The following is a 14,285-nucleotide window of genomic DNA, read 5'->3' as shown; positions in this document are numbered from 1 at the left end:
GAGGCGCCGTCGGCGGGAGACGGCGCAATTCCTGGAATTCTATATTCCAGAAGTCTGGAGTGCGGCAATTTGGCGTCGGTACCGATGCGGATTGCGCAGATCCCGCCTCACGCCATCGACGTGCGCAGCCGGCTGTAGCCTTCCTGGATCGCGGACCAGAACAGGGCGACCAAGCCGAGCGCCATGATGGTGCTGACGAGGCCGTTGGAGAAGAACACCCCGAGCGATCCTTGCGAGCCCAGCAGCGATTGTCGGAAGGCTTCCTCGGCCTTGTCGCCGAGCACGATGGCGAGCACCAGCGGCGCGAGCGGGTAATTGCACTTCTTCAGGAGATAGCCGATCACGCCGAACACCAACATCAGCATCACGTCGAAGGTGCTGTTGTGCACCGAATAGGCGCCGATCGCGCAGAGCACCAGGATCAACGGCGCGATGATGCCGAAGGGTACGCGCAGGATCGCGGCGAAGATCGGCACGCAGGTGAGTACGACGATGAGCCCGACGAGATTGCCGAGATACATCGAGGCGATCAGGCCCCAGACGAATTCCTTCTGCTCGACGAACAGCATCGGGCCAGGCTGCAGGCCCCAGATCAAGAGGCCGCCGAGCAGCACGGCGGCGGTCGGCGAGCCCGGCACGCCGAGCGACAGCATCGGCAGCAGCGCCGCGGTGCCGGCGGCGTGTGCGGCCGTCTCCGGCGCGATCACGCCCTCGATCTCGCCCTTGCCGAAATTGTTGCCGCGTCGCGCCAGCCGCTTGGCGATGCCGTAGCTCATGAAGGAAGCAGGCGTCGCGCCGGCCGGGGTGACGCCCATCCAGCAGCCGATCAGGCAGGACCGCAGCGATGTCATCCAATAGGCGGGCAACTCGCGCCAGGTCTGGAGCACGACACGAAGGTTGATGCTGGCTTTGCCGCCGCGGAAGGCGAGCCCTTCCTCCATGGTCAGCAGGATCTCGCCGATGCCGAACAGGCCGATCACGGCGATCAGGAAGTCGAAGCCGTTGAGCAGTTCGGTGATGCCGAAGGTCAGCCGCAATTGTCCGGTGATCGAGTCCAGCCCGACCGCCGCGAGCGCAAAGCCGATCATCATTGCGGCGATGGTCTTGAACGGCGGCTCCTTGCTGAGGCCGACGAAGGAGCAGAAGGCGAGGAAATACACCGCGAACTTCTCCGCCGGCCCAAATCGAAGCGCAAAGCCCGCGACGAGCGGCGCAACCAGCGTGATCATGACGACGGCAAACAGCGCGCCGACGAAGGAGGAGGTAAAGGCCGCCGTCAGGGCCTCGCCGGGCTTGCCCTGCTGGGCCATCGGATAGCCGTCGAAGGTGGTCGCCACCGACCATGGCTCGCCAGGGATGTTGAACAGGATCGAGGTGATGGCTCCCCCGAACAATGCGCCCCAATAGATGCAGGACAGCATGATGATGGCCGATGTCGGCGGCATGCTGAAGGTCAGCGGAAGCAGGATCGCGACGCCGTTGGCGCCCCCGAGCCCCGGCAGCACGCCGATGAGGACGCCGAGCGTGATGCCGATCACCATCAGCATGATGTTGTAGGGCTGCAGGGCGACCGCGAAGCCGTGAAACAGATTGGCCAACTCTTCCATGTCAAAACGTCCTGCAGCAGCAATTGAATGGGTGGATGGGTCTCACAGGCCGAGCCATTCCTCGAGCGGCCCCTTGGGCAGAGGGACGAGGAACCAGCGCTCGAAAACGAGGTAAGTCACGACCGGCATGCCGACCGCCACCGCTGCGACGGTCAGCCAGCGATAGCCGCCGAGCCAGCGCATGAACCAGGCGATGAAGAGCATCGAGCCGACGTAAAGGCCGATGAACGGCATTGTGCCGACGTAGATGGCGGTCGGCACCACGACGCTCATGACCTGGCGCAGCTGCCCCCATTCGGCGAACAACCGTCCGTCGTCGTCGCGCTGCGCGTTCCAGACGTTGATCGCACTCGCCGCGACGATGGCCGCGCCGATATAGAACGGGAAAAATCCGGCGCGCGGCCCCTCCGGGCCCCAATTGATGCCGGCCTTGAGGCTGCCGAAGATCACGATGAGGCCGAACACACCGATCAGCAGCGCCATGCCGATTTCCAGCGTCTTGTGTGCGGGGCCGGATTCGGATCGGGATCGTTCAGTCATGAAGCCTCCAGGCGGAAATGCAGTCTTTCGCAGTCGCTGCCGGCGCGAGGACGCGCAGCATCCTCGGCCGTCATCGATGCCAGGCTCAATTCGATGCGAGGAAGCCGGCTTCCTTCATCAGGCTTTCGTGCCGCTTCTCCTCCGCCTCGATCCACTTGGCGTAATCGGCGCCGGTCAGGAAGGTCGTGTTGAAGGCGCCGCTCTTCATGAACTCCTGCCATTCCGGCGTGGCGCGGACCTTCTTGAACAGCTCGACGTAATATTCGACCTGGTCCTTCGTGGCCTTGGGCGACATGAAGATGCCGCGCAGCATGAGATATTCCATCGCAAGGCCCTGCGACTTGCAGGTCGGAATATCCTTCCAGGCCTTGCCCTCGGCGATCGGCTCGTCATAGGCCATCGGCTGGGCGTCGAACACGCAGAGCGGACGGAGCTTGCCGCCGCGCCATTGCGCGACCGCCTCGATCGGGTTGTTGACGGTCGAATCGACGTGGTTGCCGACCAGCTGCACCGCGACTTCGCCGCCGCCCTTGTAGGGAATGTAGGTGAACTTGGCGTCGATGGCCTTCTCGATCCCGACCGTGATGATCTGGTCTTCCTGCTTGGACCCGGTGCCGCCCATCTTGAACGTGCCGCTTGGTGCCTTCTTCGCGGCCTCAACATAGTCCTTGACGGAGCTGTACGGCTTCTCGGCATTGACCCAAAGCACGAACTCGTCGAGCGCCAGCATCGCGACCGGAGTCAAATCCTTCCAGTTGAAGGGGATGCCCGTCGCCAGCGGCGTCGTGAACAGGTTCGACAGCGTGATGATGATCTTGTGCGGATTGTTCGCCGACGTCTTCACATCGAGGAAGCCTTCACCGCCTGCGCCGCCGGCCTTGTTGATGACGACCAGCGGCTGCTTCATCAGATTGTGCTTGGTGACGATGCCCTGGATGGTGCGCGCCATCTGGTCGGCGCCGCCGCCTGTGCCCGCGGGCACGATGAACTCGACCGGACGGACCGGCTCCCAGGCGGCACGGCTAGCGGTGCTGCTCGCGCACGACATCACCATTGCCGCCAACGCGACATTCAGAACGAATGGCTTCATCTTGTTCACTCCCTGTCGAACCCTCAACGCAGCCGCTCTTTGTCGGCTTGCGTTAGCCCATCCCGAGTCACATGCCCCGGGATTACCCTTGCGGTCTAGCACCCATGGCAGTCCCGATAGAAACTGTATGAGCAGGGATAACGCGCGGCATCCGCATCTTTCGGCTAAGGCTTCGCCAAGGGCGCGGCAAAACTTGCCACTCGGCCTTCCGTCCTGCGTTACGCTTCCCCGTCCTTACACTTTTGAATCGTGCAACCGTTCTTGTTTGAATGGATGGTATGCGAAATGCCAGTAGACAAACAACCGGAATCGTCGGTTGGCCTCGGCGGACTAATCGTCGCAGTTCCGCTCGCCTGCGAGGGAGGGCGCTGCCAAACAGAAATGGCCCCGACAAGCGGGGCCATTTGGTCAAACAACGTGTTTTTGGCTTCTGTGCCGTCGCCCGTTCGGTGCGGGAGCGAAGGCCTTCTTACAGGCCGAAATGCGGCAAGTCCCCGTTGCGATTGGAGATTTCGGCGCTCGCCAGCAGCAAGCCGTCGATCGCGGCCATCAGGCGGGCGAACAGCGAGGAGGAGGGCGCAAGAGCGACGGAAGCGGTCTTGGACATCGGAAATCCCTTTCTTGAGAACAGTCAGTCTTGCTGTCTCATTTCTCGGAACAATCTATGTATGCCAGATGCCAGCGTCCATGTTCTTGTTTGCATAGCAGCATTCTTTCTTCCGCATTGCGGCATAGGCGGCGAACCCTGGGCGGGCCGAGCGCCTTGACAGGGTCAGGTCGAAAAGAGAATGTAATGTTATAACATTACATAGTGAGATGCCGTGTCTCGTTGTCCTCGGCCCATCCCCCTCAAGAGGCTGTTCGATCTCCATGCCCAAACTCCCCGTCACCGTCTTGTCCGGCTTCCTCGGGGCTGGAAAGACCACTTTGCTGAATCACGTCCTGAACAATCGGCACGGCTTGAAAGTGGCGGTAATCGTGAACGACATGAGCGAGGTGAACATCGATGCGGACCTGGTCCGCGATGGTGGTGCCAACCTCTCGCGGACTGATGAGAAACTGGTGGAGATGACCAACGGTTGCATCTGCTGCACCCTGCGCGACGATCTCCTGAGGGAAGTACGTGCGCTCGCCGAAAGCGGGCGCTTCGATTATCTGCTGATCGAATCGACGGGCATTTCGGAGCCGCTCCCGGTCGCAGCGACGTTCGATTTCCGCTCGGAAGAGGGCGAAAGCCTCTCCGATATCGCCCACCTGGACACGATGGTGACGGTGGTCGACGCCGCCAACCTGCTGAAGGACTATTCCTCGACCGAGTTCCTCGGCGAGCGCGGCGAGGCGCTGGACGGCGACAAGCGGACGCTGGTCGATCTCCTCGTGGAGCAGATCGAGTTCGCCGACGTGATCGTCCTCAACAAGGTGGACGATGCCTCGCCGCAACAGCGCGAGGCGGCACGGCAGATCATCCGCTCGTTGAATCCCGAAGCCGACATCATCGAAGCCAATCACAGCCGCGTGCCGTTCGACCGCGTGCTCAACACCGGCCGGTTCGACTTCGAGAAGGCCCAGCAGCATCCGCTCTGGTACAAGGAGCTCTATGGTTTCGCCGACCACGTGCCTGAAACGCAGGAATATGGCGTGAAGAACTTCGTCTACCGCGCCCGCCGGCCGTTCGATCCGGCGAAGTTCGACAAGTTCGTCAAGGCATCCTGGCCAGGCGTGATCCGGGCGAAGGGTCATTTCTGGCTGGCGACGAGGCCGCAATGGCTCGGCGAGATCAGCCAGGCGGGAGCGATCGTGAGGACCGAAGCGCTGGGGTTCTGGTGGGCGAGCGTTCCAAAGGAGCGGTGGCCGAACGATGAGGCCTGGCGCAAGCGGCTCGACCAGTATTGGGACAAGCTGTACGGCGATCGTCGCCAGGAGATCGTGTTCATCGGCACCGGCATGGACGAGGCCGAGATCCGTGGCAGGCTGGACGCATGCCTTGTCCCTGATACGTCCACCATGGACATCGCCGCATGGTCCGCTCTCGCCGATCCGTTTCCGGCCTGGCGTCGAGGCGATCAGTCCAACTGATCGACGTGCCTGCCAGCCACGCGACGTGAGGTCCGGGCTCGACCATCTCGGACCAGGTCTTGCAAGGGGACGGCAAAGCCGTTAGTGCTCTGCCCCCTTTCCAAGCATCATTCAGAGTGGTTCATGTCGAGCGCCTCGCCCGCCGTCTCGATCGGCATCGATTTTGGCACGAGCAACACGGTTGTTGCGCTGGCGGCGGACGACCGCCGGGTCGAAGCCATTCGCTTCGACCATGGCGGGCAGCGCCACAGCGTCTACGTGTCGGCCCTGTGCTTCTGGGAGGACCGGCCGGGCGCCGGTGCCCAGGCCGAGGGCGGGCCATGGGCGATCGAGCAGTTTCTCGAAGGACGCCACGTCTACCGCTTCCTGCAATCGTTCAAGACCTTCGCAGCGAGCTCGAGCTTCAACACCACGCAAGTCTTCCGGCAGCGCTACAAATTCGAGGACATCCTGGCGGCGTTCCTGCGCACGCTGGCGCGCCATGGCGGGGACAAGTTCGGCTTCGAGGCGGCGAACATCACGGTCGGCCGCCCTGTGCGCTTTGCCGGCGGCAATCCCGACGAGGCGCTGGCGATGCAGCGCTACCGCGCCGCGTTCGAGCGCTTGGGCGCCGGCCACGCGCGCTATGTCTACGAGCCCGTGGGCGCGGCATTCTCGTTTGCCCGCAGGCTGGAGCGCGATGCCACCGTGCTGGTGGCCGATTTCGGCGGCGGCACCAGCGACTTTTCCGTGATGCGTTTCTCGCGTGCGGGCGGCGTTCTTCGCGCCGAGCCGCTCGGCCATGCCGGCATCGGCGTTGCCGGCGACACCTTCGACTATCGCATCGTCGACCACATCGTGTCGCCGCGGCTCGGCAAGGGCTCCAGCTTCCGCTCGTTCGACAAGGTGCTGCCGGTCCCGACCGGGCACTACACGAACCTGGCGCGCTGGCATCAGCTCGCGATGATGAAGAGCAACGGCGATCTGCGCGAGCTCCGCGAGCTCGCGCGCACCGCGCTGAAGCCCGAGCTGCTCGAGGACTTCATCACCATCGTCGATCTCGACCTCGGCTTTGCGCTTTACCGCGCGGTGTCCGACGCCAAGGTGGCGCTCTCGGCGCAGGACGAGGTGGACTTCCGCTTTAGGGGCGGCGGCGTCGACATCGGCGCGGCCATCACGCGGAAGAAATTCGAAGCCTGGATTGCCGACGATATCGCCCGGTTAGGTGCCACCGTCGACAAGGTGCTGGCCGAGGCCCGCATCGCCTCGCGCGAGGTGGAGAAGGTGTTTCTGACCGGCGGCACCTCGTTTGTGCCTGCGGTCCGAAAATTGTTCGCTGACCGCTTCGGCAACGAGCGCCTGATGTCCGGCGACCAGTTCGAGTCGATCGCCTATGGCCTGGCGCTGATCGGGCACAGTCCGGATCCCGAGCGCTGGACGGCAGGCGGAGGGCCTGCCGCGAAGGCATAGCAGGCGGCGTTCGGCGTCTGTGCGGCGACGCTGTTCGATCGCTATTTCTGCTGAATTCGGTTCAGGTAGTCGATCACCGCGAGAATGCGAGTCCGCACGACGACCTCCGGGTTCTGCTGCGGCCCTGCCTTTTGCCAATAATAGGAATCGACGGCGTGAGGCAGGTTGACGATGGGGTTGAACCGCTCGCCCCAGATCGGCATTTCACGGGTGCCGTGCGCCGGAACCGATTTCGACCCGTATATGGTTTCGTAAACGGCGTTGGTGGGAAACACCCCGTTGTTGTTCTTGGTCAACATGGTCAAGTCGGAAGGCCGGATCTTGAGCTGGTTGCTGACGGGTCCGCTGCCCCTTGCATCGGCGCCATGACAGCTCGCGCACGAAGACTGAAATTCCGCCTTGCCGATATCGACGTCTTCGCCCTTGGCCGCGGTGGCGAAACCGGCGGCAACACCGGCAATGATCAACCATTCGACAGCAGATCGCATCATTTCGCCTCCGACGCGCGCAGGGAAGACTTCTGCTCCTAGCCGCTTCGCCGTCTTGACGGCTTGATGCATATCAAGACCGCACACCAGTGCCGCCGCGTGGGCAAAGGCGCGCTCCGCCGTGCGCGCCATCTGGCAAGTGCCGTTGGGTGGGCAAAGACGCGCTCTTCGCGCGCCGTGCCCACCATCTTTGCGAGGTTGAGAGACCGTTGGTGGGCACGCTTCCGCCTTCGCTCGTCGAGCTACGGCGGACAAGTCGCTTTGCCCACCCTAAGATACTGACCGCTATTCATTGATCTCCGGCTCGACGAGCCTGGCCAGATTACGCAGCGATTCCTGCCAGCCGAGATAGCACGCCTCCGGTGGAATGACGTCGGGGATACCGGCCTGCGTGATGTCGATCTCGGTGCCGACCGAGACTTTCTTCAGGATCACGGTCACCTGGATTTCGCCGGGCAGGTTGGGGTCGTCGAATCTGTCGGTGTAGCGGAGACGTTCGCCCGGCACGAGCTCGAGATATTCGCCGCCGAACGAATGGCTGTTGCCCGTCGTGAAGTTCCGGAACGACATCTTGAACGTGCCGCCGACCTTGGGCTCGAAATGATGCACGGTGCAGGTAAAGCCGTTCGGCGGAAGCCATTTCGCCATCGCATCGGCTTCCAGGAAGGCGCGATAGACCTTCTCCGGGCTGGTGGCGAGAACGCGGTGCAGGCGGACGGTATTGGGCATGGTTGTTATCCTCAGTGTTGATGGGCCCGAGCTGGCCTCTATGGCCCATTCATGTCACGAGGACGACCGGGACGTCGCTGATCCGACAGGACTTTGCGGATTTTTTGTCGCGGGTGCCCGGACCGCGAACCCTCATATGCGAGAACCCTGCCTGCGCAGGGACCGCAGAGCGCAGAAGCTCTCTCCTGGTTTAACCGCGCACGTGAGGAACACGGAGCGTATCGGCTTGTTGTTGGCAGTCAGAACAGGAGACAGGTCAGATGATCAAGAAGCTCATGCTGGGCGCAGTGATCGCCTCGATGATGGGATCCACCGCAATGGCGCAACCCAGTCAGCAACAGGGAGGCGCGCAATCCGGGGTGGGCGGAACAAGCGACACCACGAAGAACAATGACAAAACCAAAGGCGGCATGACGACCGGGACCTCGTCGACCGGCACCACGGACGGCTCGGGCAGCAGCACCCCTGGCGGACAATCCTCCAAGAAGAGCTCGACGCCCAAATGAGTTCAGGAGGCGCTCATTGTCGGTCTACGACCAAACGATGGGCGCAAACTTCAAGCCGCGGCAAGGAAGTTCTTTGCGGAGCAGCGGCGCGCTCTTTGATCGGCTCGGCCTAGGCCCCAACGTCATTCGGTGTCATTGTGAACGCCAATCTGTAACGACCTGGCGTCGGACCATCCTGCGCGCCCGCTCTTTGAAGCGATGGCGGCGAGAGCTGTCCGGCGATGACAGCGTCAACCGCATCGATATCGTAACCTGACACCAGAATGATCCAGTCGGCGGCACCGTCATTGCCGCGGATTTGCTGTTCAGTGGTGGGCGAACTCGTCTTGGGCGTATCGGTCAGGAGGAGGTGGGCGCCCGTCAGTCCCGGCTTCGAGGCAAGGGCACCGAGCGTATCGAGAAGGCGCGCCTGCAGCTCGGCGGAACGTCCAGAGAGCGGCGACAGCCTGATGGTGGCGAGCGCGCCTGCGATGCCGCCGCCAAAGCTCGCGGCGATCCGGCACTGGCTGCGCACCATGCCGAGATGATGTGGCATCATCTTTGTCGACCACGGTGTCGGCGCATTGAGCCGGTCGAGATATCCCTTCGACGTGAGGACGTCGTAGTGCTCGAGCTCGTAGAGCACGAAGAAACCCTCGGCGTCAGTCGTGCTGGTCCAGCGTGACCCGCGCCGAAAACCGGGAATGCTCATCCGCTCGGGAAAGTGCTCGTGCGAATGCCAGTCACCGAACTCGCTGCGCTGCTCCGGGCGGACACTCCACCACATCGCGACGGCGGCCTTGCCGAGCAGTGACATGCTGACCTCCCTGCCTTGCGCGGGGCTACCGCATTTGAGACGCCCGCTTTAGGCGGGCTCTCAGGATGAGGGCGGAGTGCGCGCAGGCCGCCACTAGTCATATGCGATAGCCCTGACTTTCTTGCGGACATTTTGCCTCAACACCAACAGGGGCGGCAAGGTGTCTCCGCCTGGCAAGCCGCAGCCACGACGCGATCGGAGGCGATCATGGTGCGTGGTGGACGCGAGCCCAGCGGAGCGCCGGACTGCGCGTCCGATCACATCGGCTCGCCGACATCGCGCCGATAATGCCTCGGCGAAGTTCCGAAGCGGCGGCGGAAACAGCGGTTGAAGTAGGACACCTCGTTGAATCCGCAGGCATAGGCGATATCGCTGATCTTCGATCGGTTGTAGCGGGAATCGAGCAGCATCTTCCGTGCCTTCTGCAACCGCAGCTCGGTGACACGTTCGGTAAAGCTCGATCCGGTCTCCTGCAGCAGTTCCTGGACGTAACGCGGCGAAAGCCCTAACTTGCGTGCAAGTTCGCTCGGCGAAAACGACGGATCAGCGAAACGCCCCCTGATATCTGCGATCACGTCCTGCAGCCGCGCGGCACGCAACCCGCGCCGCGTCGCAAGCTCGGCTGAATCGCCGCGGGCGCCGAGGGCCAGCGCGACCAGATCGATGAGATGCGTGCCGATGTTCTCCTTCAGCACGAGGTCGGCATCGATGTCGGAGTCGATGACGATGGCGAGATAGCGCTCCAGGTGACGCAAGGCCGGCGATGCAGCCAACGGCGTCAAGGCAAGGTCCTCGAAATTCGGCAGCCGCTCGGCCAGCAGCGCGCGCGGCACCGTGATGCCGCGAAAGGCGATCGGCCCATCAAGTTGCGACGCGATCGGGGCGGCGTTGGTATAGAGCATCGCCTCCCCCGCGCCGCGAATGGCTTCGCGGCCTTCCTGCCTGATCAGCGTACTCACACCGTTGAACGTGGTGCCGATGATGTAGTCGCCGCGGGTATCGGCTTCGACGTGACGCTGGGTACGAACTGCCGTCTGAATATTAGCCTCAAGCTGGGTGACCGCGATATCGCCGAGTTTCAGGAATTCGGACCGCGAGTAAAACGGCGCATCGGGAAAGAACGAAATGTCCGCCGCGCACAAATGGTCGGTGAACAGGTCGAGCCACAGCCGCTGGCGCGCACCTTCGTCAAGATGCGCGGGAAGCTGATCCGAAGCGAATACGACCTTGGACATCGTTGCACGGCAAAGTTCAGGTGTAACTTGATACCGCCGCAGAGTTTATCGCGGCGCAAGCGCTACGTGTGCGGTAAAGCGCCGCATTCTCTGCGAGAACCAATTGGCTGCGCGCGCCAGTCTAAGTCGAGCGCGCCGCTGTCAAACTTCGTCATGCTTTGAACGGGCGAATGTATCCACCGAGCAACATGGATTCCGAAAACGGCAGACGATGCGGAATCGTCCAACTCGGGTGCAGGCCAGGACAAGAAGCCGATGGCCATGACGTGAGAGTAACTTAGCCATCGAACGAAGGCGGCAAGGGCGTGGTGCGCTACGCCTTTTGACGGGGCGCGTTCCTGTGGTTTTGGAGCGCCTGCTTTGGAATTGGAATTGGGGGGTGGAGTGAAAAAGCTGACATCACTGACGGGCGCTTCATTGGCTGGCGCCTCGATCATGGTTTCTGCAGGAGCTCTGGCCGCCGACCCCACTGTGAAGGCGCCGCCCCGACCGGTTTGGGTCGATAGCTGGGCCGGGCCTTATATCGGCGCCTATTTCGGCGCGGGTGCCGGACGTGTGACGGAATCCTCGACGGGCCGTTTCGGTAACAGTTCTGTCTCGACAAACGCCGGTGTTGTGACGTCGAGCTCGACCCTGGCCGGAACGACCGCGAGCAATCTTGCGGGCGATGTGACCGGTTCGATGGTCGACCTGTTCGCGGGGTATAATTGGCAGGCCGGGAGTATCGTGGCGGGCGGACAGGTCGAAGGCACGGTCTTTTCCGATGTCGGCTTGAAGCCGTTCGGCAACGAGACGCTCAACAGCGTCAGCACCAACGTGCTGCTCGGGGCGGTGACCTCGACGGGTGCCCGCACGGCGATCGTGCAGAGCAACCAGCAGCTGCGCTCGCGGGTCGGGCTGATCGGCCGGGTCGGTTTTCTCGCGCGTCCGGATCTGCTGCTGTATGGCCTCGGCGGCCTCGAGCTCGGTCACTTTACCTTTGCCGACGGCGCCGATCCTTTCGGCGGTGACAACAACAAATGGGTTGCCGGCTACACGGTCGGCGCCGGCGGCGAGCTGAAGCTGACCGGCAATTGGTCGCTGCGCGGCGAGTATCGGTATCTGAACTTTGGCTTCAACCGGAGCGCAGCCGCCAGCTCAACGGCCAGCTCGGCGACGGGCGCAACCACGTCCGTCTCGACTAGCAGTCAATCCTTTTCGTCACGCATAAATGCTGATTTCCACCTGGCCAAGATCGGTCTGGTCTACCAATTCGGTGATTCCGGGCCGCTGTCCGCAATGGCGGCGATACCTTCGGCAGCACGCGGGTCTTCATTCGCAGGCGCCTGGGGTGACAGCTGGGCCGGCCCCTATATCGGTGCTTACGTCAGCGCCGGCGCCGGGCGGGCAAGGCAGACCTCCACGAGAATCGACGACGAAGGCAATGCCAGCAGTCTCGGCGGGTCGTCGGCGTTCACGCGATCAGGATTCGGCAATCTCGCCGGCGACATGACCGGTTCGATGGTCGATCTGTTCGCGGGCTACAATTGGCGAACCGGCAATGTCGTGGTCGGCGGGCAGATCGAAGGCACCCTGTTCAGCGACGTCACCACAAGGATGGTCGGCAACGAGGCATACAGCTCGGTGTCGAGCGACAACGGCGTCGTCACCTCGACAGAATCGGGGACGAACAGCATCGAGGACCGGCAGCAATTGCGCTCGAACGTCGGCGTGATCGGCCGGGCCGGTTATCTGGTGACACCGAATGTGCTGCTGTACGGCCTCGGAGGCCTGGCGCTGGGGCACCTGACCTATCCCGACAATTATCCCGACCCGGAAGCGCAGGTCAGCGACAAGAACGGCAAATGGGTGGCCGGTTATGTCGCGGGCGCGGGCGGCGAGGTCAAGCTGACGGACAGCTGGTCGCTGCGCGGCGAATACCGCTACATGCATTTCGGATATGACCGTAACGAGCCGTCAGGCAACTCGTCGACGTCCGTATCGGGCGGCGGCACCAACACGTCCACCAACAGCACCGTCCACCGGCGGCATATCGATGCCGATTTCCACGTCGGCAAGGTTGGACTGGTTTACCAATTCGGCGCGTCAGGCGCGCGGTCGGCGATGGCGGCACCGCCGGGCCCGGCCTGGAGCGACGGCTGGGCGGGACCCTATATCGGTGCCTATTTTGGTGCCGGTGCCGGACGTGCGGCGGAAACCATCGCAACGAACAACAGCAGGACGAGCACGACCACCAGCGTCGGGACCACGACCTCCACCAGCACTGAATCGGCGCGCGGCCGTCCCGTCGGGGACGTGACGGGCTCGATGGTCGATCTTTTCGCGGGCTACAATTGGCGCGCCGGCAATGTCGTGGCCGGCGGGCAGATCGAAGGCTCGGTGTTCTCCGACGTTACGTTCAACACCATCGGTCCTCAGACATTCACCTCAGTCGACACCTCGAACGGAGCTGTCACCTCGCGGTTCTCGGGCTCGCAAACCGCCGCGAGCCAGGCTCCGCAGCAGCTGCGTTCGAATGTCGGCGTGATCGGCCGGGCCGGTTATCTGGTGACACCGAACGTGCTGCTCTACGGCCTCGGGGGTCTGGCGCTGGGGCATTTCACTAACGCAGACGGGGACTTCAGCCGCGGCGATTCCAGCGGCAAGTGGGTGGCCGGCTACACATTGGGCGCCGGCGGCGAAGTGAAGCTGACAGGCAATTGGTCGCTGCGTGGCGAGTATCGCTATGCGCATTACGGCTTCGACCGCAACGAAACCAGCAAATTCGCATCGAACTCGCAATCGACCGGATCCTCCAGGACCTCTGTGTCCACCGACAGCACCCATCGTCAGATCAATGCCGATTTCCACACCGGGAAGATCGGCATGGTCTACCGGTTCGGTGAAGGCGGACCGCGTTCGGCCATGGCCGCGATGCCTGGCGCCCCCAGCGACCACTGGGCGGGCCCCTATCTCGGCGCCTATTTCGCTGCCGGCGCAGGCCGCGCCCGACAGAACCTCGCCTCGACGGCCGACTCCGCGCAGCAGAATTTCAATGGCGCCGTGCTAACGACGAATGGCGTCGTCAGCACGACGACCCGCGGCAATGCCGTCGGCGACACGATGGGCTCGATGGTCGACCTGTTCGCAGGCTACAATTGGCGAGCCGGCAATGTTGTGGCCGGCGGTCAGATCGAAGGCACGCTGTTCTCCGATGTCGCGTTCAAGACGGTCGGCGAGCAAACGAGGAATACCCGGCAAGTTTCCAACGGTGTCGTGACGACAGGTGTCAATCAGGTGGCGATGCAGGCCAGCGAGCAATTGCGCTCGAACGTCGGCGTGATCGGCCGGGCCGGCTATCTCGTGACCCCGAACTTGATGCTTTACGGTCTCGGCGGCCTGGCGCTGGGCCATTTCACTTTTCCCGATCCCGGCAATTTCGAAGGGCCCAACGGCAAGTGGGTGGCGGGTTATACGGCCGGCGCGGGCGGCGAGTTCAAGCTGACGCAGCGATGGTCATTGCGCGGCGAATATCGCTACATGCACTTCGACATCGACCGCAACGAGACACGGACCAGCTCGAGCACGCAGACCCTGGGCACCACGACCATTTTCAGGTCGAACGCAGACACCACGTCGCGAAAGACCATTGCGGATATTCACATTGCGAAGATCGGTGCCGTCTATGGCTTCTGCTATTGCGACTAGGTGCACGGTGGCAAACGCGCATGCAGATGGTGGTTGCGATCACCTCTGTGAAATAGGCAGGCGAAAAGCCGCTACTGAATCG

Annotated in this window: 12 protein-coding genes; 4 read left to right on the top strand and 8 right to left on the bottom strand. The window is 62.9% G+C overall.

Annotated features, from left to right (window positions below; all coding sequences use genetic code 11):
• Positions 1-107: 107 nt before the first annotated feature.
• From XF30_RS26935 to XF30_RS38690, 4 genes are all read right to left on the bottom strand, one after another.
• On the bottom strand, positions 108-1,607 hold the full coding sequence (locus XF30_RS26935) for a tripartite tricarboxylate transporter permease (RefSeq protein WP_036005721.1): 1,500 nt from the start codon (positions 1,605-1,607) through the stop codon (positions 108-110).
• A gap of 42 nt (positions 1,608-1,649) precedes the next feature.
• Positions 1,650-2,147, bottom strand: a complete 498-nt coding sequence (locus XF30_RS26930; RefSeq protein WP_109144353.1) for a tripartite tricarboxylate transporter TctB family protein — start codon at positions 2,145-2,147, stop codon at positions 1,650-1,652.
• 85 nt (positions 2,148-2,232) lie between these two features.
• Positions 2,233-3,237, bottom strand: a complete 1,005-nt coding sequence (locus XF30_RS26925; RefSeq protein ID WP_036005923.1) for a Bug family tripartite tricarboxylate transporter substrate binding protein — start codon at positions 3,235-3,237, stop codon at positions 2,233-2,235.
• A 469-nt stretch (positions 3,238-3,706) separates the two neighbouring features.
• Positions 3,707-3,844 carry a hypothetical protein gene (locus tag XF30_RS38690; RefSeq protein WP_192893267.1) on the bottom strand — a complete coding sequence of 46 codons (138 nt, stop codon included), beginning with the start codon at positions 3,842-3,844 and terminating at the stop codon, positions 3,707-3,709.
• A 263-nt stretch (positions 3,845-4,107) separates the two neighbouring features.
• Between XF30_RS38690 and zigA the strand changes: the two genes are divergently transcribed.
• Both zigA and XF30_RS26915 read left to right on the top strand, forming a co-directional pair.
• A complete protein-coding gene (gene zigA, locus XF30_RS26920; RefSeq protein WP_036023317.1) occupies positions 4,108-5,313 on the top strand; it encodes a zinc metallochaperone GTPase ZigA in 1,206 nt (401 codons plus the stop codon).
• A gap of 123 nt (positions 5,314-5,436) precedes the next feature.
• Positions 5,437-6,762, top strand: coding sequence for an Hsp70 family protein (locus tag XF30_RS26915; RefSeq protein ID WP_109144352.1), 1,326 nt, complete (start codon positions 5,437-5,439; stop codon positions 6,760-6,762).
• Positions 6,763-6,803: 41 nt separating this feature from the next.
• Here XF30_RS26915 and XF30_RS26910 read toward each other — a convergent pair whose 3' ends face one another.
• Together XF30_RS26910 and XF30_RS26905 are read right to left on the bottom strand one after the other, a co-directional pair.
• On the bottom strand, positions 6,804-7,382 hold the full coding sequence (locus tag XF30_RS26910; protein ID WP_244609028.1) for a c-type cytochrome: 579 nt from the start codon (positions 7,380-7,382) through the stop codon (positions 6,804-6,806).
• A gap of 153 nt (positions 7,383-7,535) precedes the next feature.
• Complete coding sequence (locus XF30_RS26905; protein ID WP_036023321.1) at positions 7,536-7,979, bottom strand: SRPBCC family protein; 444 nt, start codon at positions 7,977-7,979, stop codon at positions 7,536-7,538.
• 260 nt (positions 7,980-8,239) lie between these two features.
• Between XF30_RS26905 and XF30_RS26900 the strand changes: the two genes are divergently transcribed.
• Positions 8,240-8,485, top strand: coding sequence for a hypothetical protein (locus XF30_RS26900; protein WP_036005707.1), 246 nt, complete (start codon positions 8,240-8,242; stop codon positions 8,483-8,485).
• Between the two features lie 109 nt (positions 8,486-8,594).
• Here XF30_RS26900 and XF30_RS26895 read toward each other — a convergent pair whose 3' ends face one another.
• Positions 8,595-9,281: a hypothetical protein gene (locus XF30_RS26895; RefSeq protein WP_109144351.1), complete on the bottom strand. Its 687-nt coding sequence runs from the start codon at positions 9,279-9,281 to the stop codon at positions 8,595-8,597.
• Between the two features lie 257 nt (positions 9,282-9,538).
• Entirely contained in the window at positions 9,539-10,516 is a 978-nt protein-coding gene (locus XF30_RS26890) for an AraC family transcriptional regulator (RefSeq protein WP_109144350.1), read from the bottom strand.
• 435 nt (positions 10,517-10,951) lie between these two features.
• On the opposite strand from XF30_RS26890, the gene XF30_RS26885 reads away from it, so the two are divergent.
• Positions 10,952-14,203 carry an outer membrane protein gene (locus tag XF30_RS26885; RefSeq protein ID WP_109144349.1) on the top strand — a complete coding sequence of 1,084 codons (3,252 nt, stop codon included), beginning with the start codon at positions 10,952-10,954 and terminating at the stop codon, positions 14,201-14,203.
• The last annotated feature ends 82 nt before the right edge of the window (positions 14,204-14,285 follow it).

The organism is Bradyrhizobium sp. SUTN9-2 (genome assembly GCF_003122645.1).
GTDB classification, from domain to species: Bacteria; Pseudomonadota; Alphaproteobacteria; order Rhizobiales; family Xanthobacteraceae; genus Bradyrhizobium; species Bradyrhizobium yuanmingense.
The sequence above is the reverse complement of the archived record's forward strand: the minus strand, read 5'-3'. Positions and strand labels throughout refer to the sequence as shown.

What these genes read in the sequence shown, in the direction of transcription:
- XF30_RS26910 (WP_244609028.1), bottom strand. Translation starts at nt 7,382, where the DNA reads ATGGCGCGCACGGCGGAGCGCGCCTTTGCCCACGCGGCGGCACTGGTG.
- XF30_RS26905 (WP_036023321.1), bottom strand. Translation starts at nt 7,979, where the DNA reads ATGCCCAATACCGTCCGCCTGCACCGCGTTCTCGCCACCAGCCCGGAG.
- XF30_RS26935 (WP_036005721.1), bottom strand. Translation starts at nt 1,607, where the DNA reads ATGGAAGAGTTGGCCAATCTGTTTCACGGCTTCGCGGTCGCCCTGCAG.
- XF30_RS26890 (WP_109144350.1), bottom strand. Translation starts at nt 10,516, where the DNA reads ATGTCCAAGGTCGTATTCGCTTCGGATCAGCTTCCCGCGCATCTTGAC.
- XF30_RS26885 (WP_109144349.1), top strand. Translation starts at nt 10,952, where the DNA reads ATGGTTTCTGCAGGAGCTCTGGCCGCCGACCCCACTGTGAAGGCGCCG.
- XF30_RS26925 (WP_036005923.1), bottom strand. Translation starts at nt 3,237, where the DNA reads ATGAAGCCATTCGTTCTGAATGTCGCGTTGGCGGCAATGGTGATGTCG.
- XF30_RS26930 (WP_109144353.1), bottom strand. Translation starts at nt 2,147, where the DNA reads ATGACTGAACGATCCCGATCCGAATCCGGCCCCGCACACAAGACGCTG.
- XF30_RS26915 (WP_109144352.1), top strand. Translation starts at nt 5,437, where the DNA reads ATGTCGAGCGCCTCGCCCGCCGTCTCGATCGGCATCGATTTTGGCACG.
- XF30_RS26895 (WP_109144351.1), bottom strand. Translation starts at nt 9,281, where the DNA reads ATGTCACTGCTCGGCAAGGCCGCCGTCGCGATGTGGTGGAGTGTCCGC.
- XF30_RS38690 (WP_192893267.1), bottom strand. Translation starts at nt 3,844, where the DNA reads ATGTCCAAGACCGCTTCCGTCGCTCTTGCGCCCTCCTCCTCGCTGTTC.
- zigA (WP_036023317.1), top strand. Translation starts at nt 4,108, where the DNA reads ATGCCCAAACTCCCCGTCACCGTCTTGTCCGGCTTCCTCGGGGCTGGA.
- XF30_RS26900 (WP_036005707.1), top strand. Translation starts at nt 8,240, where the DNA reads ATGATCAAGAAGCTCATGCTGGGCGCAGTGATCGCCTCGATGATGGGA.